Here is a 23,683-nt window from a genome sequence, read left to right as displayed (position 1 = left end):
GTTTCCACACACATCACTCTGAGGGACAGCCACCCTGCTTCGCTACTCCGTGAGCGGCAGGCCCATTACGGCATCTAGGGCGACTATGGTTCGACCCGGATGTCGAGATGGAGCACCTCCTCGCGGATCCCAAGCTTCTCATAGAGCGCGAACCACTGACTGCCCTCGTCCGCATCGCGCGCGGCGGTGCACGCCGAAACCGCGGGGCGCTTCGCATCCCAGGATTGGCTGTGGCTCGTCAGGACCAGTCAGCACAACCGGTACGATTTTCAGCGTTTGCCCCCGCCGCCATTACCACCTCCACCATGGCCGCCTCCGTTCCCGCTGCCGTTGCCGCCACCGCCCGCACCGGAGCCGCCACCAGGTCCACCGCCGTGATCGCCGCCTCGGCCGCCCTGGTTGCCGCCACCGCTGCTATTGCCCTGGCCGTTGTTGCCGCTCCCGCCGGATTGATTGCCGGATAATCCGCCCTCGCCATCGCGCCCGCGGGCGCCGTCGGACGAAGAGTTCTGGCGGGACGAGCCGGATCCCGGATGCATATCGCGCGATCCAGGTCCACGTCCCCGTGCATCCGCCGGCGTGTTGCGCGAATCTTCATGTTCTGTCGCTTGGGGTGATCCGCGCAATGACGTTGGCTTTCCTTCGAAGGACACATTCTCGATGCCGAGACGTCCTCTCTGATCGGTTACAACGGTCACCACCGCAGGCGCATAGGACCCGACCGGCAGGGTCGAGGAGGGGCGGCCTGCCACCTCGAGCCCCGAACCGAGACGCAGCCCGTTTCGCGTCCGCTCGACATAGGCCTCGATGGAGAACCGCTGGACATTCGCTCCCAGGAGATCCCGCTCCCGGGCTGTGCCTGTCACCTGAAGCGTGCCGTTGGCATAGGCTCCCTCGAATACGGCCCGCGCACCGACGAGCGCAGGATCCACGCCAGTGAGTTTCAACGTGCCGATTCCGAGGCCGCCGCTGCGCGATCGGGTCACTTGGCCGGCGATCCTCTCCGGCCCGCTATCCCGTCGCTCGATCAAGCTTGCGACGATCGTGCCATCGGGCCGCCGTAGGCCGAACACCGCCACGCGGTCTCCAAGCTGCCACCGGCCTGCGGTGGCCAGCGCCTGCGTGGAGACGGTCTGGCCGAGCACCGTTAGGGTCGTCCTGCCCGTTGTCTCGATCGGGCCGACGACCTCGCTGGTGACATCGATCTGCCGTGTGACCAGCACGCCGTTGCGGTTTTCGGCAACCACCCGCACCACCTGGCCGATCTTCAGGTCGGACACCGCACGAGCCTGCCCGTCGATCCGCACCGGCACGTCGGGCGCGTAGTTCACATGCTGGCCGTTGACGATGATGCTTCCGAACCCGCGGATGCGGCCCATCATGCCGGTGCCGCCAATGCCCCGGTCGCCGTCCTGATCATCGGCCACGACTCCGGTGCCGCCGATGCCGCGGTCCTGCCCGCTCTGGCCCCACGCCAGGGTCAGCGAGGCTACAAGCAGAACCAGCGCCACGAGCAAGACAGCACGGGTTCGTGCGAGCGAAGCGGCGTGGTACTTCACGGCTTGGCTCCCTTGTCGTTGGTGTCGGTGGATGTCGCGGCAGCGGATGGTGGCGCGACCTCTTCGGAATAGACGTATACGCCGAAATTCCAGCGCCACTGCCCCGCGGGAGCCTGGTCGCTGGCAGCGTGGGCTTCACGGTTGAGCGTGTGGAGAGCTTCCATGGCCACGTCGCGGGAGCGCCGCTGCAATTGCTCGGCCATCTCCCTCGTCAGCCCATCATAGTGGACGGCCCTTTCCAGGAAGGGCGGTGATCCGGCTTCCACATTCGCCACTGCGGCGGCGATGTGGTCGTGCAGGTTGCGTCCGAGATAATAGAGCTGCTGGTCGTCTCCGCCGCTCGGCACATAAGCCGACTCGGCCAGAAGGGCGCGATCCTCGTCGTCTAGTACGACCAGCTTGCGGTCGAGCCATTCGTCCAGCACCGCGCGGGGCCGTACGTCGCGCGTGACTGAGGCGACAAGGCGCTCGAAGGACGGTTGCGGCATCTCGGCCGTGCGGGGGAGAGGCAGGGGGCGCCCGTCGGGGCCGGTGAAGCGCGGGTCCGCAAGCCAGCGAGCCAGGATACGGCTCGTTTGCGAGACCGTCGCCGGCACCGTGTTGACCGGGGCGCCCGCGCCCCGCAGCCGGCGCACTTCCTTGCGGTGGATGCCGGTCAGAAGGCTGACGCGGCTGTCCGTCTGCTCCTTGCCCTGAAGGGCGAAGTCGTACTCGGCGACGTTCACATAAAGCTCGCGCAGCAGCTCCGCCAGCATGGGGAACGTGATGCCGCTGCGGATCAGGAGCCGCACGAGGGGGCGCAGCAGGCGCGCGAGGGGCGCGTGCAGCTTGGCTGGTTTGAGAGAGCGGGGAGCATCGCCGGACATAAAATCTAGGTAGGCCGATCGAGCGTGGGAAGCAATCCCACATCAACGTTGACGTGGGAAAATTTCTCACATACTTATAAAGCCAAGGGGGCCTCACAGGCTCACATGTTTTGGAAGGAAACCTCATGATACGACGTCTTGCCCTGACTGTTTCGGCGCTCGCTCTTGGCCTCGCCGTCAGCCTGCAACCCCTGTCGCTCGACCTGACCTCGCTCAAGCTCGAAAAATCCCAGGCCCAGGCCAAAGGCGGCGATGGCAGTGGAAACGGTGGCGACAACGGCGGTGGCCATGGTGGCGGAAACGGCGGCGGCAACTCCGGTGGTGGCGGCAGTGGCGGCAACTCTGGCGGCCATGGCGGCTCCGGCGGAAAGTCTGGTGGCGAGTCACGCGGCGGCGGCGGCGAGAATTCCCGTGGCGGCGAGCGTAGCGGCCGCAGCTCCAGTCCCAGCGACGCCGCAGCGAAGGGGCAAGCGAGGGCCGAGGAGGCGCGCAGCACCCGCGACGCCAGGCGCGAGGCCAGAGAGGCCGAGACGAAAGTCTCCTCCGACGCGAAGAAGGCCGCCTCCAGCGCCAAGATCATCGGCCTCGACACCGCTAGGCTCAGTCGCATGAACGCGGTGAATGCCTCGGCCACCGCTCGGCTGAACGCCGCGCCGAACTCGACGGTTGGGCTGATCGCAACCTACGAGAAGGCGCTGACCCTCGGCACGGACGTCGAGGACGAGATCACCGACGCGGAGATCACAGCGGCCGCCACGGCCTTGGCTCAGCTGTCGAAGCAGGGTGTGCCGGAAGAGCCCGTCAAGGTACTCAACGAAAAGCTCGGGCTCGACATCGATCCTGAATCCGTGGTGTTCGATCAGATCGTCGCGGAAGCCCGCGAGATCCAGGCGGCACAGCCTTAACACGCACAGCGTCCTGCCGCCGACCGGCGGCAGGACGCATCATCCATCACGATCCATCCAACGCAGTCGGGCTCACATGCAGGGATCCATCCATCACATCCAGACCATTGGGGGAGCACCCATGCAGACCTTCCGCAGCCCCCGCGTTCTCATCGTCGAAGACGAGACCCTGGTGTCGATGCTGATCGAGGACATGGTATGCGATTGCGGCGGGCAGGTCGTCGGCCCTGCCGCCACCTTCGAACAGGCCATCGCTCTGGCGCTCGAAGATGATCTCGACCTCGCCATCCTCGACGTCAACATGGCGGGCCTCGCGGTCTATCCCGTGGCCGATATCCTGCACCACCGCAGCATCCCGTTCATCTTCGTGACGGGTTACGATCCCAGCATCGTTCCTGCGCCCTATCAGCACGCGCCCGTGCTCCTGAAGCCGTTCTCTTACGAGACGTTCAGCGACGCGTTCGACACCATCGCCGCCGAGCGGCGTGAGGCGTTGGCGATCTCATAGACGTATGCATCATACCCACGTCGAAACCATCCGCCTATGAGGCGCTGAACGCCTGACGATTTAAGCCGCAGCTGGTCATGGTTGTCGTAGTGATAGCGCTTGACCGTTGCGTCCTTGATGGTGCGGTTCATCCGCTCGACCTGCCCATTCGTCCAGGGATGATTGATTTTGGTGAAGCGGTGCTCGATGCCGTTCTCGCGGCAGCGCATGTCGAACATGTGCGTGATGTAGCGGGCGGTCGGGCCATCAGCATAGCGCGGCGGCAGCCGGAACTGGATGCCGTTGTCGGTGAGCACTGTGTGGATCTTGTAGGGCACGGCCGCGATCAGGGCGACCAGGAAGGTCGAGGCAGTGACCCGGTTGGCCTTCTCGACCAGCTGCGCAAAGGCGAACTTGCTGGTGCGATCAATAGCGACAAACAGGTAGAGCTTGCCTTGTGCGGTCTGCACTTCGGCAATGTTGATGTGGAAGAAGCCAATGGGGTAACTCTTGAACTTCTTCTTGGCAGGCTTTTCGCCCTCCACATCCGGCAAGCGCCCAATCCCGTGACGTTGCAGGCAGCGATGCAGCGACGAGCGCGTCAGGTGCGGGATCGTGGGCTGGAGGGCATAGAGGCAGTCATCCAGCGGCAGGAGCGTGTGCCGGCGGAAGGCGATGATCACGGCCTCCTCATCGGCTGACAGGATGGTTGACTTTGGGCTCTTGGGCCCGGTGGGCAGGTCAACGACCGAGGTGCGCTTCTTCCATTTAGCGACTGTTTTCTGGTTGATGCCGTGGCGCGTGGCCAGGGCTCTCAGGCTTTCTTGACTATTCTGGATTGCGCGACGGACCGCCTCAGTCGTGGTGGCGCTGCCGTGGAGAACCTGGCCCATAGAGCATCCCTCCATTCAGGCGATAAGAATGCACCATCAAACCCCGGGATCAAACACCTAGCGTTCTCACCATCAGCATCAGTCGCTTCGGATTATACCTTTTTAGGATTTTATTGCCATATAGTCTGTTCTCTCCCGTCGAAACGATTGCATAAGCAGCTTTGGCTCCATCGTAGAAGGCAAATCGCTCAAAAGCAGCGAGGCGAAAACTAAAGCCCTCGTGACGGGGAATGATGGCACGGAATTCATCGAAGATTGGCTCTTCCGCCTGACGGTCGCCCACGACCTCCATGCGCCATGCCGCCTCTGGCGCGAAATGATCGAGAGGCATCACCGACAGAACGGCACTGGTCACGTCTGTTGCTGACAATCCATCGAGCCTCACGAGACGCTGGGCTATGGCCGCTGCGGGAGAATTGCCGTCGACAACAGCGATTTCGTCGCCATGTCCCATAGAGTGAAGAAGCATTTGTACAAGATGATCCGGCACTTTCTGGCGCCGGGCAATCATCTGGGTAATGACCTTGCTGAGAAGACTGAATTGAGCCTAGGCGATCTATCCTGGATTGTACTGACGGCTCGCCTCAGGATCGTCGACCGAGTAGGAAAGAGATGCAAGTTCGTCCCAGACAGCCTGAGGAATCAGCCATTGCGCCCATTCGAGTGTCTGCGCAACCCGCTCCGGCTTGCTGACACCGCAGATTGTCGAGGTTACCCGCTCGTCTCGCATCGAGAACTGCAGGGCCACTGCGCCCGGTGGAACACCGTGCTTGGAGCAGATGGCCTCGATCCGGCGGATCGGGTCCAGTACGTCTTCAGAAGCCTCCTGGTAGACGTAGCGTGGGTATGAATAAGAACCCTTGGCCAGAACGCCGCCTGCGTAAGGTGCAGCGTTAAGAACGGCGATCCCCTTCGAATGCGCGTAGCTGATCATAGCCTCCGCATTTCGGTTGGCCAGGGTGAAGCGGTTGTGGGTGATCACCGCATCGAAGTCCCAGTCACGCAGGAGCGGCATCATGACCTCCACCGACCCTGCGGCAAGGCCAACGGCGTTTACAAGTCCCTCCTCCTTCATCTTGAACAACTCGGGAAGGGCTCCCTGCGCGCCCGTGGTCACATCCAGCGAAGCGGCATGCTCCGGATCATGAAGATGAAGGAGCTGGATGCGGTCGAGCCCAAGAGCCTTGAGACTTTCCTCTAAGGACCGCCGTGCCTGTGAAGCATCGAAGAGGTTGGTTTGCGGGTCACGATCCAGCTTGGTCGAGAGTACAAACCCCTCAGGCAATCCACCGCGCTCGCGGATGACGTCGCCAATTCGTTCCTCGCTCCGGCCGAAACCATAGATGCGCGATGTGTCGAGAAAATTAACCGGACCGGAGAAGATAGCCCGCACGGTCGCTCGGGCTCTGTCCTCACTGACGTCATAGCCGTAGGTCCCAGGCATATCTCCTAGCGAGGAGGTCCCGAAGCAGATCCTCGATACCGCGAGACTCGCGCGCTCGAGCAAGGTCTTCTGAATCGGGGTGGTAGACATCTGAGCACTCCATTCACATCGCTCGACAGCTTCAATCCGGCTTTACCGAGGACAGGTTCAAGCCTATGGCGCCGGACTTCGGCCAGCAAGGGCAAAGCCACGAGGAGAGAGGTTCGAGCCATAGAAACTATGTCACAACGCCTCCGTCAATCACCTCTCCAGAGCTACATTTCCAGTTGCTTGCCTCAGACGTTCATGAATATCATCCTTTCAAGAAACGCCATTGCGCTTTCAATCCGATCTGACATCCAAAGGAGCTACACAGAATAGCTCCATGGATGTCGGACCGTCACAGGGGCGGTCGGGAGGAGCAGATGCGGGTACAGGATAGTATCCTGTCAGCGTCCGCAGTACTTTGGGATATAGAACGTCCGAGTGCCTTCGCAGGGAGGCGAGCGGGCGCTCCCAGTCTCACGAACATTGCCGCCTTGAGTGCTGCCTCGACCTCATGTTCGCATCCCATGCAGCGGCTCCAAGCGATGGCATGTCGTCAATCGAGGTGCTGCTCATGACGCCGCTCGTCACGATCATGGATCTCGACAAGTCATTCCCGGGGGTAAGAGCCCTCAAGAAAGCTCGCTTCGAACTATTCTCGGGAGAAGTCCATGCCTTGATGGGAGAGAATGGCGCCGGCAAATCGACCTTGATGAAGATCCTTGCCGGTATTTATCGGAAAGATGCCGGTGAGATCCTTATCGAAGGCGAGCCCGTCGACATTGCATCACCGCGAGCTGCCCAAGACTTGGGCATCAGCATCATTCACCAGGAGCTGAACCTGATGAATGAACTCAGTGCCGCACAGAACATCTTCATCGGTCGTGAGCCGAAGCGCGCCATGGGACTTCTGCTCGACGAGGAGGCCCTCAACCGGGCTGCTGCCGATATTTTCGCGCGTATGCATCTGGTGCTTGATCCTCGCGCCGAAGTGGGTGTGCTCACGGTGGCTAAGCAGCAGATGGTCGAAATTGCTAAGGCTCTGTCATTCAGGTCCAAGGTCTTGATCATGGATGAGCCAACAGCTGCCTTGAACAGCACGGAGATCGCAGAGCTGTTCGGCATCATCCGGCAACTCAAAGCCGAGGGCGTGGGCATCGTCTACATCTCCCACAAGATGGACGAGCTGAAGGAAATCTCAGATCGCGTCACAGTCATGCGCGACGGTGAGTATGTCGGCACAGTCCCAACCGCTTCCACGAGCATCGACACGATCATCTCCATGATGGTCGGTCGCAGCCTGACCGAGAAGAAAACTGATGTTCCCGACCTGTCGAGCCATGACGTGGTGCTTGAGGTCCACAATCTTCGCCGAAGCAACGCCATTCAGGATGTCAGCTTCAAGCTGCGCAAGGGAGAGATCCTTGGTTTTGCGGGCTTGATGGGAGCGGGCCGCACGGAGGTTGCACGAGCAATCTTCGGGGCCGATCCGCTGGATGGCGGAGAAATCATTGTCAGAGGCAAGACTGCAACGATCCGCTCGCCCCAAGACGCTGTTCGGCTTGGTATCGGCTATCTCTCGGAGGACCGAAAACGCTTCGGATTGGCGACCGGCATGGATGTCGCGGCGAACATTGTTATGCCGTGCCTGAGCAAGTTTCTTTCCCTGAAAATCTTTCTCAAAGCGCAGGCCATCCGTGACACGGCGCGCTCCTATATCAGCCAGCTTCGGATCAAGACGCCCTCGGACGCACAGGAGGTGCGGTTCCTATCAGGTGGAAACCAGCAGAAGATCGTAATCGCCAAGTGGCTGGCTCGAGACTGCGAGATCCTGTTCTTCGACGAGCCGACCCGCGGTATCGACATCGGCGCGAAGAACGAGATCTACAAACTTCTGAACACCCTTGCGGCTCAAGGTCGAGCTATCGTGATGATCTCATCCGAACTGCCCGAGATCCTGCGCATGAGCCATCGGATTGCCGTGATGTGCGAGGGGCGGCTCACAGGCGAGCTTGCCGCCAAGGGTGCGACTCAGGAGGCCATCATGCGCCTCGCGACGCAACGCCATAGCTTGACAGCAGACACCTTGAAGTCGGCGACTGGGGGATCAACCACGTGACGACCATCGTAGAAAAGGACATCCAGACCATCGTCAGACCCGCTGTGCTGAGCCAGGGGACCTGGCAGAAGATCTTGGCCTTCGCCAGCCTGATCGCCCTATTGGCTGTTTTCAGCATCGCGTCAGAGAACTTTCTGCAGAGCGACAATCTGATCGGAATCCTGCAGGCAACCGCCGTGAACGGCGTTCTCGCTGTTGCCGCAACATTCGTTATCATCACGGGCGGGATCGATCTGTCTGTCGGCACCTTGATGACTTTCTGCGCCGTTATTGCTGGCGTGGTTCTAACCTATTGGGGCCTGCCCATGCCCGTAGGCATCCTTGCGGCCATCGCCGCAGGGGCTCTATGCGGTTCGGTTTCCGGCACCATCATCGCCAAGATGAGAGTACCTCCCTTCATCGCAACGCTCGGCATGATGATGCTGCTGAAGGGCCTTGCTCTGGTGATCTCGGGGACCAGGCCCATCTACTTCAACGATACGCCGAACTTCTCGATGATCTCGCAGGAGTCCTTGATCGGAGCGGTCCTGCCCTTCCTGCCAATACCCAATGGCGTGCTGATCCTGTTCATCGTTGCGATCGTCTCAAGTCTCATACTCACAAGCACGGCTCTCGGGCGCTATACCTTTGCCCTTGGCTCGAACGAGGAGGCCGTGCGTCTCTCGGGCGTGAATACGGATTCCTGGAAGATTATCGTTTACACCGTCTCAGGCGGAATCTGCGGCATCGCTGGCCTTATCATCGCCTCGCGGCTCAACTCGGCTCAGCCCGCACTTGGGCAAGGGTATGAGCTCGATGCCATCGCGGCCGTGGTCATCGGTGGCACCTCCCTGAGCGGAGGCCGCGGCACCATTCTCGGAACGATCATAGGCGCATTGATTATCAGCGTGCTCACGAACGGACTGCGCATCCTCTCGGTTGCCCAGGAATGGCAGACGGTCGTGACGGGGATCATCATCATTCTGGCTGTCTATGCAGATATCCTGCGCCGCAAGAGCTAATAGTTTGTCCACCTCTCGCAATCATGAAGGAGCAGACAGGACCGCAACATTACCCAACTATGGCATCCCTGCCCCGGTTGGCAGGCTCAACAACGAAGGACAACCAGGAGGAACAGATGTGGAATAGACGCCATCTCATTGGTGCCATTGGCATCGGAACGCTCATCGGTCTTTCGGGCTCCGCAACCGCCCAAGAAATCTATATACCGCTCGTGTCGAAAGGTTTTCAGCATCAGTTCTGGCAGGCCGTCAAGGCCGGTGCTGAACAGGCTGCCAAGGACAATAACGTGCGCATCACGTTCGAGGGGCCGGATAGCGAAACCATGGTCGACAAACAGATCGACATGCTATCGGCCGCTCTCGCCAAGAACCCGAAGGCAATCGGCTTTGCAGCCCTTGACAGCCAAGCGGCGATTCCCCTTCTGCGCAAGGCTCACTCCGCCAAGATCCCAGTCGTGGCTTTCGATTCCGGTGTCGACAGCGATATTCCGGTGACCACGGCGACCACGAACAATCTTGCGGCCGCGGCACTGGCGGCTGACAAGATGGCGGAGCTGATCGGCGGCGAGGGCGACATCGCTCTCGTGGTGCATGACCAGACCAGCCGTACGGGCATCGACCGACGTGATGGTTTCGTGAATCGGATCAAGGAAAAGCACCCCAAAATCAAGATCGTGAGCGTTCAATACGGTTCCGGCGACCACTTAAAGTCGACCGAGATCACGAAATCGATACTTCAGGCAAACCCTGGCCTCAAAGGCATCTTCGGGGCGAACGAGGGCTCAGCCATCGGCGTGGTCAATGGCGCCAAGGAGATGAACCGTAAGCTTGTTATCATCGGCTACGATTCTGGAAAGCAGCAGAAGCAGGCGATCCAGGACGGTCTCATGGCAGGAGCCATCACCCAAAATCCCGTCGGGATCGGCTATAAGACAGTTGAAGCTGCTGTGAAGGCCCTCAAGGGTGAGAAACTCGAGAAGGTCATCGATACCGGCTTCTTCTACTACGACAAGTCGAACATGAGCGACCCGAAGATTGCTGCCGTTCTCTATGATTAGGAATTGCCGCCGGGAGAGGGCGCAGCCCCTCTCCTCTGCTCTGTCGTGAAGCAGGGGTAAGCCTCAGTCCCCAAAATTCCACGATCTTGTCTATGAACCTGCGCTCCGGAGGTCACACGGTTGATGATCCCGTACATCGATTCCCACATACATGTTTGGCGATTGTCGCGTGGCGACTATGGCTGGCTCACCCCCGACCTTGCCTACATCTATCGCGACTTCACGATAGACGACGTCCGTTCGTCCTGGGAACAGGCAGGTATTGACTACGCAATACTCGTTCAGGCTGCACCAACCCTGGAGGAGACCCGGTATCTGCTTTCGATTGCCGAAAGCGAACCGAAGGTTAAAGGGGTTGTCGGCTGGATCGATATGCTTGTCCCTGATGCCATAGACGAGTTGGAGCGCCTCGCGTCCAACAAGCTGCTGCGCGGTATTCGCCCGATGCTGCAAGACATCCCTGATGACGACTGGATGCTGAAGGCGGAACTGACTCCCGTCTATCGAGCACTTGTCGATCTTGACCTTCGCTTCGATGGCCTTGTTCTTCCACAACACCTTCCCAATCTCCTGCGGCTGATCGAGCGGCACCCGGATCTGAAAGTTGTCATTGACCATGGTGCTAAGCCGCCGATCGGAGCTGACTTGGGTTCCTGGCACAGGGATCTGGCGCAGTTGGCCAAGATCCCCCATGTGCACTGCAAGTTTTCAGGCCTTGTGACTGAGTGCAAAGATCAGGCTTCAGAGGCTGCCCTCGAACCCGTCACTCAGACCCTTCTCACTCTTTTTGGGCCAGAGCGCCTGATGTTCGGCAGCGACTGGCCAGTTTGCACCTTGCGCAGTACCTATCTTCAATGGTGGCAGTGGGCGCAGGACCTCACAGTTCATCTATCATTGGATCAGAAGAGCGACTTATTCGGCGGAACGGCGCAGCGCTTCTACGGTTTGCGCTGAAGCCTAGAAGACGTTTCAGTTTGCCGGCTGTCCCCATATCTAGCCCCTATAACCGAAATGCCGCGGCAGCCAGAGAACAACCTCCGGGACAAAGATCATCAGCAGGAGAGCGGCAACCAGGATCCCAATGAAGACCCAGATCTCGCGGATGATGTCACGCAACGGAATTCCTGTCAGTCCGCTCATGACGAACAGAAGCACCCCGTAGGGGGGCGTGATGAGCCCGATCATGATGTTGACTACGATGACGACACCGAAATGAACGAGATCAATACCGAGCTCTCTCGCTGCTGGCAGGAACAGCGGAACGATGACGAGCAGCAGTGTCGTGGCATCAAATAGACAACCGAGCGCGAGGAAGAGCAGGTTGACGAGCAACAGGAAGACAAGTGGAGAGACATCAAGGCCATCAAGGAGGCGACCAACCTGCTCAGGGAGCCGCTCCGAAGCCACGATATAGTTGAAGATTAGGGCGCCGGCGATGAGAAGCGCCACCACGCTGGTCGCCTTGCTGGACTCCACCAGGACTTTGAAGCCCTCCTTCCATGAGAGCTCCCGGTAGAAGAAAACAGCGAGCACAAGGGCATAGGCTGCCGCAATCGCCGCCGCTTCTGTCGGCGTCGTCGCTCCACCATAAATACAGTAGAGCAGGATCACTGGCATGAGGAGCGCCGGAACTGCCCGGTACGTCGTTCGTGGAAGTTCGCTCAGCGGGATACCCTCACCCCGCGGAAAGTTCCGTTTGCGGGCGACAAATCCTACCAGCCCCATCTGGGCCAAGCCCATGATCAACCCTGGAATGACTCCGCCAAGAAACAGATAACCGACTGACGTGTCGGAGACGACCGCGTAGATCACCATCGGGATCGATGGCGGAATAATCGGGCCGATGGTTGCAGAGGACGCGGCAACGGAAGCCGCAAACCCTGGTGGGATGCGTCCCTGCTTGATCATCATCTGAGTAACGAGCTTGCCGGGACCGGCTGCGTCGGCAATTGCCGATCCGGACATCCCTGAGAAGATGATGCTGACCAGAATATCAACTTGCGCTAAGCCACCTCTGAAACGGCCCACAAGCGCCTGACAGAACATAAAGAGGCGATCGGATACACCGCTGGCGTTCATGATGTTGGCTGCCAAGATGAAAAGCGGCACTGCCAACAGCACAAACGAATCGTAGAGGCCGTTGAGAATCTGCTCGCCGAACAGTCCGACGTCACGACCCGAGGCGATCAGGTAACCGATGGACGCCACGAACATCGCGAAGGCGACTGGCATCCCCAGCAGGGCGAGGCCAAAGAACGCAATGAGCGTGAGAATGAAGACGGCGCTCATGGTTCGAAGTCTCCGTTGGTCCTAAGTTCGTCCTGCCATGAGCGGCTGAGAAGGCGCCAGACACGCACCACAGCGCTAATTGCCACTGCAATCACGAACACGACAAAGATGGCATACAAAAAGTCAAACCGAAGCCCAATGACGGGGCTCTTCTCGATCTTCATGAAGGTCACGAAGTCGACCGTCGCCGGGAGGGCCACAATGAATGCAATTCCGGTCAGCGCTGTCAGAACGATGGCGAGGACACGCCGCCCAGCGAGGGGAAGAGCCAAATAGAACATGTCAAAGGTGATATGCTCCCGCTCCCGCAGCAAGAACGCCGCACACCAGAACACAATCCAGATATAGGCAATCAGTACGAATTCTTGCGTCCAAGCCACTGGATCGTTCAGGATGTAACGGGTAAAGACTTGGAGAAGGAAAGCAGCGAACATGGTCACGAACATGATCGCTGCAACCAGTTCGGCGAAGTAGCAGAGGCGGGCGCGGAGGGATTGCATAGCAGCTCACGAATGGGTGACCCGGTAGAGCGCGACTTGCCTTCGGCTGCCGCGTTCACGGGAGCGGTCGAGTGACTTTGAGAATGCTTCGGAAGCTGCGCTGCTTCCGAAGCATTGTAAGCAGAGTGAACCTATCCGCTTACTTGATCGCGTTGACCCGATCGACCATTCCCTTCGGCCAAGCCTTGGACAGGTCGGATTCCAGATACGTCTTTTGCACCTGGGTGCGGAAGGTCTCGACGTTGGGCTTGTATACCTTCAGGCCCTGAGCCTTGAAGAAATCAGCCAGTTCCGACTCTTCCTTGATCCGGTTTTCGTTGTTGAACCGAACTGCCGCCTTGGCTGCATTCGTCACAGCAGTCTTCTGGGTGTCATCAAGCTTCTTCCACGTGGAACCCGCCATGGACAGAAAGATCGCGTCTACCAGATGATCCGTGAGTACGATCTGCTTTGTGACTTCATAGAATTTCGCCGCGCGAACTGTGGGAAGCGGATTATCCTGGCCATCAATCGCGCCGGTCTGCAGCGCCGTATAGATCTCCCCGAACGCAACCGGCAGCGGGTTGGCCCCGAGCGCCTTGCCGAGGAATAGCCAGGTATCAGATCCGGGCATGCGCAACTTCACTCCTGCGAGATCGGCTGGGGTCTTGACCTCCTTTTCCGTCCTCAGGTTGAGCTGACGGGTTCCTAAGTAACCGACATCAAGAATCTTGATGCCCATCTTGTCTTCAACCAGGCCGTACATCTCCTTGCCCACATCGCTCCCGAACACTTTGGTCTGATGCTCGGGATCCCGCAGCAGGTAGCCGGCCGTGAAGATGGACCATTCCGGAACCTGCTTGGAGATGTCGAATGCCGAGATCATTGCCATCTCAAGGTTGCCGCGTTGCATGGCGGCAGGTTCGGTGCCCTGCTTAAACAGGGTGCCATTCAGGTGGATTTCTACATCGAACTGGCCGGGTGCGGACTTCTCCAGTTCCTGTTTGAACACCGGAAGCATCTTGGCATGCCAATCGGCTTCTACAGCGGGTGTCGAGATGCGGAGCTTGATTGGATCAGCGGCTTGGGCTGCGGGTAGACCTGCCATTGCAGCGGTCGCGACTGCCCCAATGAACAGGCGTCGTGAGAATGAAGCGAACATCGTTGTCCTCCCGAATTTATAAATGCTCCAGGGCGTTATCGAACTCACCCTTAAAACCTATCCTGCACTGGCAATCCCCTGCTTGTAAATATCTGACACCATACTAACATGTCAGACATTAGATCAGTGTTCCAGGTACTATTTTGTGCCTGGATTGGGACTAAGGAAGCTTGATGTGACTGTGTCTGCCGATCGCTTTGGCCTTTCCGTAGCAATGACGACACCTTTCGGTTCAGACGAGGTCCTTGATCTCTCCCGGATAGCGGAGCATGCGAAGTGGTGTCTTTCCAATGGGTGCAACAGCATAACATTGTTTGGCACAACAGGTGAAGGTGCCTCGGTTGAAATGGCAGGTAGAGAGCAGGTGTTGGGAGCACTCGCCAGTGCCGGTATCGATGGGCATGACCTTGTGTATTGCGTCGCTGCTACGTCGGTGCACGAAGCCCTCATGCAGGGGCGTATGGCGTCGGATTTCGGCTGCCGTGGCCTCTTGCTAACCCCACCTTTCTATTTCAAAGGTGTCACCGATGAGGGGCTCTTCACCTGGTTTGCCTCTGTTCTGGAGAAGCTGGGTGCAGCTGCGCGCGGGGTCATCCTCTATAACATACCCTCTGTCACGCAGATCTCGCTTTCGATTGAACTGATCGGCCGGCTCAAGAAGCACTTCCCTGGCATCGTCATGGGCGTGAAGGATTCGTCAGGCGACTGGGAATACACCCAGCGCCTCCTCGACAGCCACCAGGACCTCGCAATCCTGATCGGCGATGAGCGCTACCTTGCAGAAGGCGTGCGACGAGGTGGCCAGGGAGCCATCTCCGGCCTCGCTAATGTATGTCCCGGGGCTCTCCGACCGTTGGCGATGGATGGACAAGGGGATGAGCGAGTCAATAGACTTGTCGATGAAGTGCTGAAGTACCCGGTCACGCCTGCGGTGAAAGCCCTCGTCGCTCACCGAACCGAGGATGCAGCCTGGCTGAACGTCAGGTCACCGTTCCTCCGGGTATCAGCTGCGGATGCCGACCGGCTCGGCTCGTTCTATGATCATCTCTTCCCGAAAATGGAGGCTTAACGAGGCGAGCATGGAGGAGGTTGATTCAGGCGGGGCTGGGCACAAGCTTCGGGAGAAAGCCTACGACAGGTTTACGCACCATCTCCTGGCGAGAGACATCCGCCCTGGGCAATTCATCTCTCAACGCCAGCTTGTTGAGCTGACTGGTCTATCACTTGGAGCGATCCGGGAACTCGTGCCTCGGCTCGAGTCCGAAGGTCTCATCAAGACAGTCCCGCAGCGGGGCATGCAGGTTGCTCATGTAGACTTAAGCTTGATCCGGGACGCGTTCCAGTTCCGGCTCTTCATGGAAAGTGCCGCAGTGGCAATCTTTACTGCTGCGGTGGGTGATGCGGTGCTCGCTCAGCTTCGGCATGACCACGAGAGCATTCTGGTCGAGTATCGAGGAGGCGTTACGGCAGACCTTGTCGCGCGAGCCCAGGCGGTCGACTGGAACTTGCACTGGACCATCATCACATCCCTCGGCAACGCCATCATAGCCGATGCTTATCGGGTCAACTCGATCAAAGTGCGCCTCATCCGACAGGAGCAGACGCTCCTCTCTGAGGCTTTGGTCCCATCCGTGATGCAGGAGCATATGGCCATAATCGATGCGATGGAAACCCGCGATCCCTCGCAAGCTGTCATAGCAATGGAAGCTCATATCAACAGCGCGAGGAACCGAGCTCTCGGGCTTCGGTGACCGGTCATCTTTAGCCGTTCCCGAACCTCAATGAGATGCGATGCATACCAATCGGCAATCGTAACCAGACTTGTGAAGCCCTCAGGCGAGCAAGTGTTGAACGTCAACTCTGCGGGTCAATCAGTGAATTGGACCGGCCCCTCGGGAGGTATCGCCTGGCATTGGTCATCTGCTGTTAGGCATGTCAATTCATCTGTGCGGATGCTACCGCCTCGTTTGTGAAGAGAGGCTGGTATATTGCCATCACTTGGCTTGGTTATGGACCTGTACAAGCCGAGACCCAGGACTAGCATTCGCTGTTGTGAGCATGCCGCGATCAATGGCTTGCTCCAACACGGCACCCACGGCACTTTGCTCACCAGCACGCAACGTGTCCTCGTAGGCGGGTACAGCGGGGACAGTCAGAGTACGAACATTGAAGCGGAAAGGGTCTAAAGCGTACGTCCCCTCTCGGGGACGTCGGAAAGATGTAGGACGAGGGTGAATAGCTGAAAGAATCAGCGAACTGGTACGCGCGATAGATTGTGACACCCTCGTATGTCAGAAATGCCTTAGGAACGGCGATGTCAGTGGCATGAGCGACCATGGTTAACCCCAGCTTATTGTCGAGCTTAGACAGAGCCGTTTAGCCATGAAGTGGACTTAGTTGCGGCTACGTCCGCAGAAGGTACGTGACAGCAGCTTGAGAACTCCACTCCTATCGGCACTTCGAGAACAGGTGCTGGGCTGGAAGACGAGTGCTTAAGCAGCCGACACGGAATGTCGCCTGTGGGTCAGGAACTGAGCTTCCCTGCGTTTTTGGAATGTCCGATTCGATGAGGATCGCTGCCATCGAGCTTGGGGATCAAGCGGGACATTCGCGGCTCGCATGTAAAATCGTGCGGAACGGTGTTTATGGATCCGGGCGGGAGAGTATCCCGCCCGTCATCCGATCATATCGCCGCTTTGCTACTGTGATGGAGCCGGATGAGACTCGGGAACCTCTGGAGGACTAACCTGAAAGATCACTAGCTTCACCGGCGTTTCCCCCTTGTTGGTGCCGCGAATGATGGTGTTGACCGGCTCGATCACGGCCTGTCCAGCCTCGGTGTGAACCGTTTCCCCATCCTTTCTATCCACGGATAGCGTGCCCTCCACCACGTAGACGATCGGTGGCGTGGGATGGGTATGCCACTGACCTACTGCGCCCGGTTGAATAGTGGCGGTTCGCACCCGGACCTCAAGCTGCTCATTGGTGGGAAGCGTCGGCACGATCTGCTTCAGAATGAAGTTGGGACCAGGAGTTTGAGGGCTTGGCTGTTGCGCCTGGGCAGCCGAGGCAACACACGCAAAGGCGCATACGAGAACGATGCTCTTCATTGCGCTCTCCTCCGTTAGGGAGAAACGCAAGTTTACCACAAAGCGTGCGTCTTCGCACGCGCAGGAAAACAGGCCGCACTACTCTCAAAAACGCGATGCTATGGGCTGCATCGCCACTGGCATTGCGCACCATCCTGCCACAGGCCCACTCACCGATGGTCCGGAGGGGGCATCCAAGGAAACTCCCTGACCTTTAGGAACGTCCGGTTTTCCCGCCCTAAGGGGACATGAGGAATACTTCAGCTCCGTGCCACATCCGACCTTCGAGCCGGGATGGACAACTCCAAACCCAATGTTAAACGGGCGGGAGATGTAGCATGAGACAAGCTGGCCTCGGGGACCTTCACATTGGTCGAAACTGTGCTGGCGAAGGTTCGTTGCCGCAGGATGAAGCCGCCCCGTCGAGTCCTCAACCAGCCCGTGGTTCTCCTCGTTGAGGATGAGTTCCTTGTTCGTCAGACCCTGGTCGACATCTTGCGTGAGGCCGAGTTCTGGGTGGTCGAGGCACAGGATGCGGACGAGGCGTTCGAGTTGTTCCGGTCCAGGACTGATGTTGCTGTTGTCGTCACGGACGTCAACATGCCTGGATCTATGAATGGTTTTGAGTTCGCACGCCTGGTCCGGCAGGCCTGGGCCGAGGTCGGAGTGCTGGCGATCTCAGGCCAGGTCGATCCGGGTTCGAACGATCTAGCGCCGAATACTACTTTCCTTCGCAAGCCCTTTCGCTCGGCCGCCCCTGATCAAGGCTCTTCAGGAAGTCATAGAGCCCGGCTGATAGGCAAGACAACCGATCTCAACACTCTATTGGCCAATTCTGGGAGTTCACTGCGTCAGGGACAAGTGGCCTCAGCGGGAACTGAGGCCATTCGTGAAGCATGCTCGTGCTTAGATCACGACGAAGTGGCTTGCAGCGAGCTTCGCCAGATTGTCGATGGCGCCAAACTGTACCGCGGCGCCTGCGCCTTTCCCATCGGCATCGTAGGACAGAGCACCTGTCTTGTCGTTATAGATGACGTAGTCGTCGAAGTCCTTGGCCACATCGCCAATCACGAAGTTGCCGGCCGACAGCGTGCCCTGTTCCAGCACCATGAACACAGAGTCGTTGAGTCGGATGGTATCATCCTCAGGAGTGAAGTCCAGGATCGTATCGATGTTGGTGCTGGCGGGCCTGGTGTCGAAAACAAAGACATCCTCGCCTGAGCCGCCGCTCAGTATGTCGCTGCCGTTCTTGGCCCAGATCGTGTCGCCGCCGCCCTTGCCGTCGATCAGGTCACTCCCGGACGTGCCCCTCAGGTTGTTGCCATTGCTGTCGCCGTTGATGGTCTTCGCAGTAGTTGGCAGGTCGGACTGGGCTGGATCAGGCTTCGGTGTTGGGGCCGGGGTGGGTTCATCCGTCTGGTCGGGCGCCGGTTCGCTTGGCATCGGCTCTGGCGCCGGATCAGAGGAGGTGGAGGGTGTCATTACCTTGCCATCGTGGTTGACATCCAGGGCATAGAACGAGGCCTGACCCGCACCAGAACCGTTGCTTTCATTCGCGCCAAGGTAGGCACCCGCCTTAAAGTAGAACGTGTCGCTCTGCCAGACTGAGTTGATCGTGGTGCTGGACTCGTAGACCTTACCGTCAGCATAGACATCGACCTCGAGGGTCGAGCCCTTAGCATTAATCGTGTAGGAGAACTTCTCATTCAGCGAGACGTCCGGCGTGGCCCCACCGCTGTCCTTGAGCGTGAACTTGGTCTCGGAGTTGCTGGCGCCCGCCTGATCGTTGACGAAGTAGACGGTGCCGTTCTCCCAGTAGAGACGCACCAGCTCATCGTCCTGACCATGGATCTGGCCCACGACCAGTCTGCCGCCGACGCCATCGCGGTTGGGCGCAGCGTCGACCTCAAGGGTAGCCCCCATGAACCCGCCTTTGGACAGATCCCAAGCCGCCTTCTCAGAGGCGTTCATCTCGCGCAGCTCAGACCGGGCGTAGGAGGAGCCCTTAGTGGTGGCTCCATCGACGGGAGCATAGAAGACCATCGCACCGTCGGAACCTGTGTAGAAGTACTTTGAGTTCTTGTAGCCGCTGAGGTTCTGCACCTCGACGGCAGTGCCACTGAGGGTGCCGCTCTGATCGACTGGGAGGGTGATCTTCCAATTGGACAAGTTGAAGTTGCCGCTGGGCGCGGTGGAAGCATTCAAAGACATAGGATGAGCCCCATAGGTGAGCGAGCCTCTTGAGCCGAGGCCTGAAGATCAGGATGGGTGATGTGGTGAGATACGCAGAGATAAGATCGGTTGGAGTAATAAGAAGGAGACGCTGAAATGCACACAAATACGATCGACACACTTCAGCAATTCAGGAGATGAAGCTGGTACTTCGAAACTCTACGGTCAGGGTTGTGGTAGCTGAATAGGGCGAGAACGTGGCCACGCTTCATTTTTCTCAGCCCGCGGCGCACGGCTTATCGCAGAGGGTATGTCAGGTGGGTTTCAGCACTAGGTTCTGACGAGCCCGACGCTACGAGCAAGCAACCGCTGATGTACGATGGGCTTGGTATGTAGAGGAACTGTCGGCTGGAGCTGATCTGGTTCTGCAAGTAACCCTGAACGTTGCCTCAGGGTCAAAGTGTAACGTAGAGCGGATTGAATGAAGATCCGCTCACACCGCGAAAGCCGAAATCCAGATAAAGTTCGCCCGGTGCCAGCAGCGGCCCTTTGGATGTGTTGGGGTTGGCGCCGACCCATTACCGACAGGCTGTCAATCAGCTTCGTCGCGGCTGACCGAGGGCGTCAGAGAAGTTCGCTGGTCATGACCGCCCTTCGAGCCAAAACCCCGGTCTAACCCTCTTTAGCCATGGTCATCACCTGACACCGGCAGTAGTCAGCTCCGGTCACCTGCCCTGGAGGAGTTCGATGCGCCTGCTGTCCATAATGTTGATCTCCATTGCGCTGTCAGCATGTGTCTCGTCAGGCGAGCAGCAGGCGCCGCCCGCGCCGCCCGCGAACCTGGGGTCAACGCAAGCGATGCCGTCTGCCTCCAGGGCACCAACATCCGCTCCCACGTACACGAGACGCGTGACCTACCGCGACGGCAGATACACCTTGCCCGACCGCACGACTGTGGCTGCGGAGCCGGGTGGCGGTTTCACGTTAGCAAACGGGGAGGTCGTGAGACCTGACGGGACGGGCGGGATCATCCTCCCGAACGGGGCACGGTGCGTCTCGGACGGCGACCGCGGCTATCTCTGTCCCTAACCGTCCTTAAGCCCGCTCGTCCGGCCAACTCGTTTCGAACGCGAACGGACGTGACGGCGACGGGAATGTCACATTAATCGGGAATTCTGCCCTGTGTTCGTCAAGGAAGAATTTTCCTTCCTAAGAAAGCCAGTGACTTAGGTTGTGCAAAAACTGGCCTTTAGTGTCAGTTCACCAGCCATACTCGATTAATGTGACATCCCATTCTTGAATGCTTCAATCGCGGATTGCTGATCCGTGTCATAAATGACATTATCGCCCTATCACGACCTATAATCATTGAACGCGAGCATATCGACACCATGATGTTCATTCTGTCGGAAGCTTTTGAGCGGATCGACTAACTCAACATCTGTCGTTTTGCTCCCGTACACAAGCAGGCAGGCAAGAATTCTCGTAAACCAGCAACAGTGAGACGGCTCATGCGCGTCGGCGTGCCCAAGGAGATCAAGAACCACGAATACCGGGTCGGCCTCGTCCCCTCCTCCGTGGCAGAACTGGTTCATCACGGCCACAAGGTTCTGGTCGAGTGCGGGGCAGGCCTGGGTGCGGGCCTCCCGGACCGCGAGTACGAGGCGGCGGGGGCGACCATCCTCGGTGGACCGGACGAGATCTTCGAGCGGGCCGAAATGATCGTGAAGGTGAAGGAGCCCTTGGCCGAGGAGCGCCGCCGCCTGCGCCCGGGACAGGTGCTCTTCACTTATCTTCATCTCGCGCCCGACTTGGCACAGTCCGAGGACCTGATGAAGAGCGGCGCAACCTGCATCGCCTATGAGACGGCAACCTCGCCTTCCGGTGCACTTCCGCTTCTTACACCCATGTCCGAGGTAGCCGGGCGGCTGGCGCCCCAGGTCGGCGCGTATTGCCTTGAGAAGGCTCAGGGCGGACGTGGCGTCCTGCTTGGCGGTGTACCGGGCGTGCCAGGAGCCGAGGTGGTGATCTTGGGAGGGGGCGTGTCTGGAACGCATGCAGCCACAATCGCCCTCGGGATGGGCGCGAATGTCACCGTTATCGACCGCTCGGCTGAGGTGCTGCGCCGCCTTGCCGTGCAGTTCGGCGCTTCGATTCGCACCGTCTTCTCTACGCGCGATGCTATCGCCCACTTGGCGAAGGAGGCGGATCTCCTCATCGGCGCCGTGCTCGTACCAGGTGCCGCCGCGCCGAAGCTGATCAGCGCTGAGATGGTGCGGTCGATGAAGTCTGGCTCCGTCATCGTCGACATCGCCATTGACCAGGGCGGCTGCTCTGAAACATCGCGCCCTACGACCCATTCCGAGCCGACCTATGTTGTCGACGACGTCGTCCATTATTGTGTGACCAATATGCCGGGCGCGGTGGCGCGCACCTCTACGTTTGCGCTCAACAACGTCACCCTGCCCTTCACCCTGGCGCTCGCCGACAAAGGATGGCGGCAGGCCCTGAGGGACGATCCCCATCTGCGAGACGGGCTCAACGTTCATGATGGCAAGATTGTCTGCAAGCCCGTAGCGGACGCCCACCAGCTTCCCTATACGCCGGTCGACGAGACGCTAGCTTAGGTGAGATATGGGAGGCAGGCCCCTGCTACAGTTATTGGTTTGCGATTGCATGCATGGGTACTCCTGAACCGCTCCAGGGGCAGAGCTTCGGGGCTTCTCTCACCCGGTGAAGGCAGCTTTAGGTCAAAGTGGAATGTAGAGCGGACCACATGAAGGTCGGCTTCACTCTGCTCCTGCGGACGCTTGGATTGATCCCCGTCGTGCCCAGCGGCAGGAATCCCTATGCTGTGAGCGGCCAACGGCAGCTGGGGCTGGCAAGACGGTATAGCCCCTTGCCGGCTCTTTTGGCCTCATAGCTTGCCGCATCCGCGGCGCGCAGGAGAGCCTCTCCGTCACCGCACTCGGGAGCGAGGGCAATGCCGACAGAAACGTTGATGCCGATCGATCGCCCTTCAATACAGTAGGGAACGCCGACGTCCGCGATGAGACGCTCGGCCAACCGAATAGCAGCCTCCCGCTCCGTAGCAGGCATTTGCAGCACCGCGAACTCATCCCCTCCTAGCCTGGCGACCACATCGCCCTCGCGGAGAGCGTGACGCATCCGATGGGCGATCTGGCGAAGGAGCTCGTCACCCGTGGCATGGCCATAGGCATCGTTCACGTCTTTGAACCCGTCGAGATCCAAGGCAAAGACCGCGTACTTCTGCCTGTGGCGCGTCAGGTGCTCGGATGCCTCGGACAGGCATTCATAAAAGGCGGCTCGGTTTGGAAGCCCAGTGAGATCATCGTGGGCGGCGCGATAGGCGAGGCTGCGTTGTGCGCGATGCAGGGCCACGATGGTCTGAGCGCCGTGGCGACATGCCTCGATGTGGCTGTACCCATAAAGCAGGAGCAAACCACCGACGATCTGGTAGCTGAAATCAGCATGCATCAGACAGCCTCCGGCAAAGGCGGCCAGGACGATGCTGCCGGTGCTGATCGGGATCCATGCCCGACAGGCAACCCGCGTTGACGATTGCTCAGCGCAGGTTGCCATTGTGAGCCCAAGACAGAGCAACTGGACCCCAGCATCGGCCCCCGAGAGGGCCAGGAGCGACATTCCCGCGATGACGGCTGCCATCAGGAGCGAGCCTACGCCGTAGGCGCACTCCTATCGCCTCGCGGCTGCGGGCGAGAGATCCTTATCTGCCCTGGACTGACGAAAAGCTGCGAGGAGCCCCAGCCGGATCACCGCCATGACGATCGACAGCCAAGCCAGCAGCCACTCCCAATCGAACCCGGTGCGCCAAGCCATCAGCCAAGCCCCGACGACGACACCGGTTGTTACCGATGCGACCTGAGGCAGAGCTGTATAGAGCAGCCGGACGAGATCGGTGTGGATGCGATCAGAGCGGAGCGGGCTGGGGATGGAGTTTAGGCCAGGCATACATTGCCCGTACACGAGATGAGCAAATTTTGCCTTAAGATCAAGTCGCTAAGACAAGGAGTCCGGAGGCGATCTGCCCACCTTCCGGCCGTTTGAGTCCTTCTTGGGAACGTCGCCTGTGGGTCAATTTCTGAAGATCCCCT

Annotated in this window: 20 protein-coding genes and 2 pseudogenes; 10 read left to right on the top strand and 12 right to left on the bottom strand. The window is 59.2% G+C overall.

The features are described 5' to 3' along the window. Positions 1–269: 269 nt before the first annotated feature. Together JKL45_RS22995 and JKL45_RS22990 are read right to left on the bottom strand one after the other, a co-directional pair. Positions 270–1,559 carry a DUF5666 domain-containing protein gene (locus tag JKL45_RS22995; protein ID WP_201864080.1) on the bottom strand — a complete coding sequence of 430 codons (1,290 nt, stop codon included), beginning with the start codon at positions 1,557–1,559 and terminating at the stop codon, positions 270–272. Further along, the gene (locus JKL45_RS22990; protein WP_201864078.1) at positions 1,556–2,425 is read right to left on the bottom strand and encodes a DUF6502 family protein; all 870 of its coding nucleotides are present in this window, start codon (positions 2,423–2,425) and stop codon (positions 1,556–1,558) included. The genes JKL45_RS22995 and JKL45_RS22990 overlap by 4 nt, the downstream gene beginning before the upstream one ends. A gap of 125 nt (positions 2,426–2,550) precedes the next feature. Between JKL45_RS22990 and JKL45_RS22985 the strand changes: the two genes are divergently transcribed. Further along, the gene (locus JKL45_RS22985) at positions 2,551–3,330 is read left to right on the top strand and encodes a hypothetical protein (RefSeq protein ID WP_201864077.1); all 780 of its coding nucleotides are present in this window, start codon (positions 2,551–2,553) and stop codon (positions 3,328–3,330) included. 121 nt (positions 3,331–3,451) lie between these two features. Continuing rightward, positions 3,452–3,838 (top strand): response regulator, encoded by a 387-nt coding sequence (locus JKL45_RS22980; RefSeq protein ID WP_201864076.1) that lies wholly within the window; start codon positions 3,452–3,454, stop codon positions 3,836–3,838. Positions 3,839–3,903: 65 nt separating this feature from the next. Here the strand turns inward: JKL45_RS22980 and JKL45_RS22975 are convergent. The 3 genes and pseudogenes from JKL45_RS22975 to JKL45_RS22965 all read right to left on the bottom strand — a co-directional run. Continuing rightward, positions 3,904–4,710 (bottom strand): annotated as a pseudogene (locus JKL45_RS22975) (IS481 family transposase); the annotation flags it as partial. 49 nt (positions 4,711–4,759) lie between these two features. Beyond that, entirely contained in the window at positions 4,760–5,221 is a 462-nt protein-coding gene (locus JKL45_RS22970) for an RbsD/FucU family protein (RefSeq protein WP_201864075.1), read from the bottom strand. 45 nt (positions 5,222–5,266) lie between these two features. After that, entirely contained in the window at positions 5,267–6,244 is a 978-nt protein-coding gene (locus JKL45_RS22965) for an aldo/keto reductase (RefSeq protein WP_201864074.1), read from the bottom strand. A 484-nt stretch (positions 6,245–6,728) separates the two neighbouring features. On the opposite strand from JKL45_RS22965, the gene JKL45_RS22960 reads away from it, so the two are divergent. The 4 genes from JKL45_RS22960 (at position 6,729) to JKL45_RS22945 (ending at position 11,310) form a co-directional block, all read left to right on the top strand. Beyond that, on the top strand, positions 6,729–8,297 hold the full coding sequence (locus JKL45_RS22960) for a sugar ABC transporter ATP-binding protein (protein WP_246498840.1): 1,569 nt from the start codon (positions 6,729–6,731) through the stop codon (positions 8,295–8,297). Positions 8,298–8,302: 5 nt separating this feature from the next. Continuing rightward, on the top strand, positions 8,303–9,298 hold the full coding sequence (locus JKL45_RS22955) for an ABC transporter permease (RefSeq protein WP_201864087.1): 996 nt from the start codon (positions 8,303–8,305) through the stop codon (positions 9,296–9,298). A gap of 116 nt (positions 9,299–9,414) precedes the next feature. Continuing rightward, complete coding sequence (locus JKL45_RS22950) at positions 9,415–10,356, top strand: ABC transporter substrate-binding protein (protein WP_201864073.1); 942 nt, start codon at positions 9,415–9,417, stop codon at positions 10,354–10,356. 123 nt (positions 10,357–10,479) lie between these two features. After that, positions 10,480–11,310 carry an amidohydrolase family protein gene (locus tag JKL45_RS22945; RefSeq protein WP_201864072.1) on the top strand — a complete coding sequence of 277 codons (831 nt, stop codon included), beginning with the start codon at positions 10,480–10,482 and terminating at the stop codon, positions 11,308–11,310. A 39-nt stretch (positions 11,311–11,349) separates the two neighbouring features. Here JKL45_RS22945 and JKL45_RS22940 read toward each other — a convergent pair whose 3' ends face one another. From JKL45_RS22940 to JKL45_RS22930, 3 genes are all read right to left on the bottom strand, one after another. Beyond that, a complete protein-coding gene (locus JKL45_RS22940; protein ID WP_201864071.1) occupies positions 11,350–12,645 on the bottom strand; it encodes a TRAP transporter large permease in 1,296 nt (431 codons plus the stop codon). After that, on the bottom strand, positions 12,642–13,091 hold the full coding sequence (locus tag JKL45_RS22935) for a TRAP transporter small permease (protein WP_201864070.1): 450 nt from the start codon (positions 13,089–13,091) through the stop codon (positions 12,642–12,644). Before JKL45_RS22935 ends, JKL45_RS22940 begins: the two co-directional genes overlap by 4 nt. Before the next feature lie 193 nt (positions 13,092–13,284). After that, a complete protein-coding gene (locus JKL45_RS22930) occupies positions 13,285–14,334 on the bottom strand; it encodes a sialic acid TRAP transporter substrate-binding protein SiaP (RefSeq protein WP_312897022.1) in 1,050 nt (349 codons plus the stop codon). A 127-nt stretch (positions 14,335–14,461) separates the two neighbouring features. On the opposite strand from JKL45_RS22930, the gene JKL45_RS22925 reads away from it, so the two are divergent. Then, a complete protein-coding gene (locus JKL45_RS22925) occupies positions 14,462–15,355 on the top strand; it encodes a dihydrodipicolinate synthase family protein (protein WP_312897021.1) in 894 nt (297 codons plus the stop codon). 10 nt (positions 15,356–15,365) lie between these two features. Beyond that, entirely contained in the window at positions 15,366–16,037 is a 672-nt protein-coding gene (locus tag JKL45_RS22920) for a GntR family transcriptional regulator (protein WP_201864069.1), read from the top strand. Positions 16,038–16,985: 948 nt separating this feature from the next. On the opposite strand, the gene JKL45_RS22915 is transcribed toward JKL45_RS22920, so the two are convergent. Further along, positions 16,986–17,396 carry a cupin domain-containing protein gene (locus JKL45_RS22915; protein ID WP_201864066.1) on the bottom strand — a complete coding sequence of 137 codons (411 nt, stop codon included), beginning with the start codon at positions 17,394–17,396 and terminating at the stop codon, positions 16,986–16,988. Between the two features lie 387 nt (positions 17,397–17,783). On the opposite strand from JKL45_RS22915, the pseudogene JKL45_RS30135 reads away from it, so the two are divergent. Next, a pseudogene (locus JKL45_RS30135) lies at positions 17,784–18,056 on the top strand (response regulator transcription factor); the annotation flags it as partial. Positions 18,057–18,281: 225 nt separating this feature from the next. Here the strand turns inward: JKL45_RS30135 and JKL45_RS22910 are convergent. After that, entirely contained in the window at positions 18,282–19,586 is a 1,305-nt protein-coding gene (locus tag JKL45_RS22910; RefSeq protein WP_201864064.1) for a polysaccharide lyase family 7 protein, read from the bottom strand. 1,472 nt (positions 19,587–21,058) lie between these two features. Between JKL45_RS22910 and ald the strand changes: the two genes are divergently transcribed. Beyond that, a complete protein-coding gene (gene ald, locus JKL45_RS22905) occupies positions 21,059–22,174 on the top strand; it encodes an alanine dehydrogenase (RefSeq protein ID WP_201864062.1) in 1,116 nt (371 codons plus the stop codon). A 220-nt stretch (positions 22,175–22,394) separates the two neighbouring features. Here the strand turns inward: ald and JKL45_RS22900 are convergent, their stop codons facing one another. Both JKL45_RS22900 and JKL45_RS22895 read right to left on the bottom strand, forming a co-directional pair. Continuing rightward, positions 22,395–23,045, bottom strand: a complete 651-nt coding sequence (locus JKL45_RS22900) for a GGDEF domain-containing protein (RefSeq protein ID WP_201864060.1) — start codon at positions 23,043–23,045, stop codon at positions 22,395–22,397. Between the two features lie 219 nt (positions 23,046–23,264). After that, positions 23,265–23,540: a hypothetical protein gene (locus JKL45_RS22895; protein ID WP_201864058.1), complete on the bottom strand. Its 276-nt coding sequence runs from the start codon at positions 23,538–23,540 to the stop codon at positions 23,265–23,267. Between the last annotated feature and the right edge of the window lie 143 nt (positions 23,541–23,683).

The organism is Microvirga soli, assembly GCF_016734765.1.
GTDB lineage: Bacteria > Pseudomonadota > Alphaproteobacteria > Rhizobiales > Beijerinckiaceae > Microvirga > Microvirga soli.
This window is presented reverse-complemented; position numbering and strand designations above follow the sequence as displayed.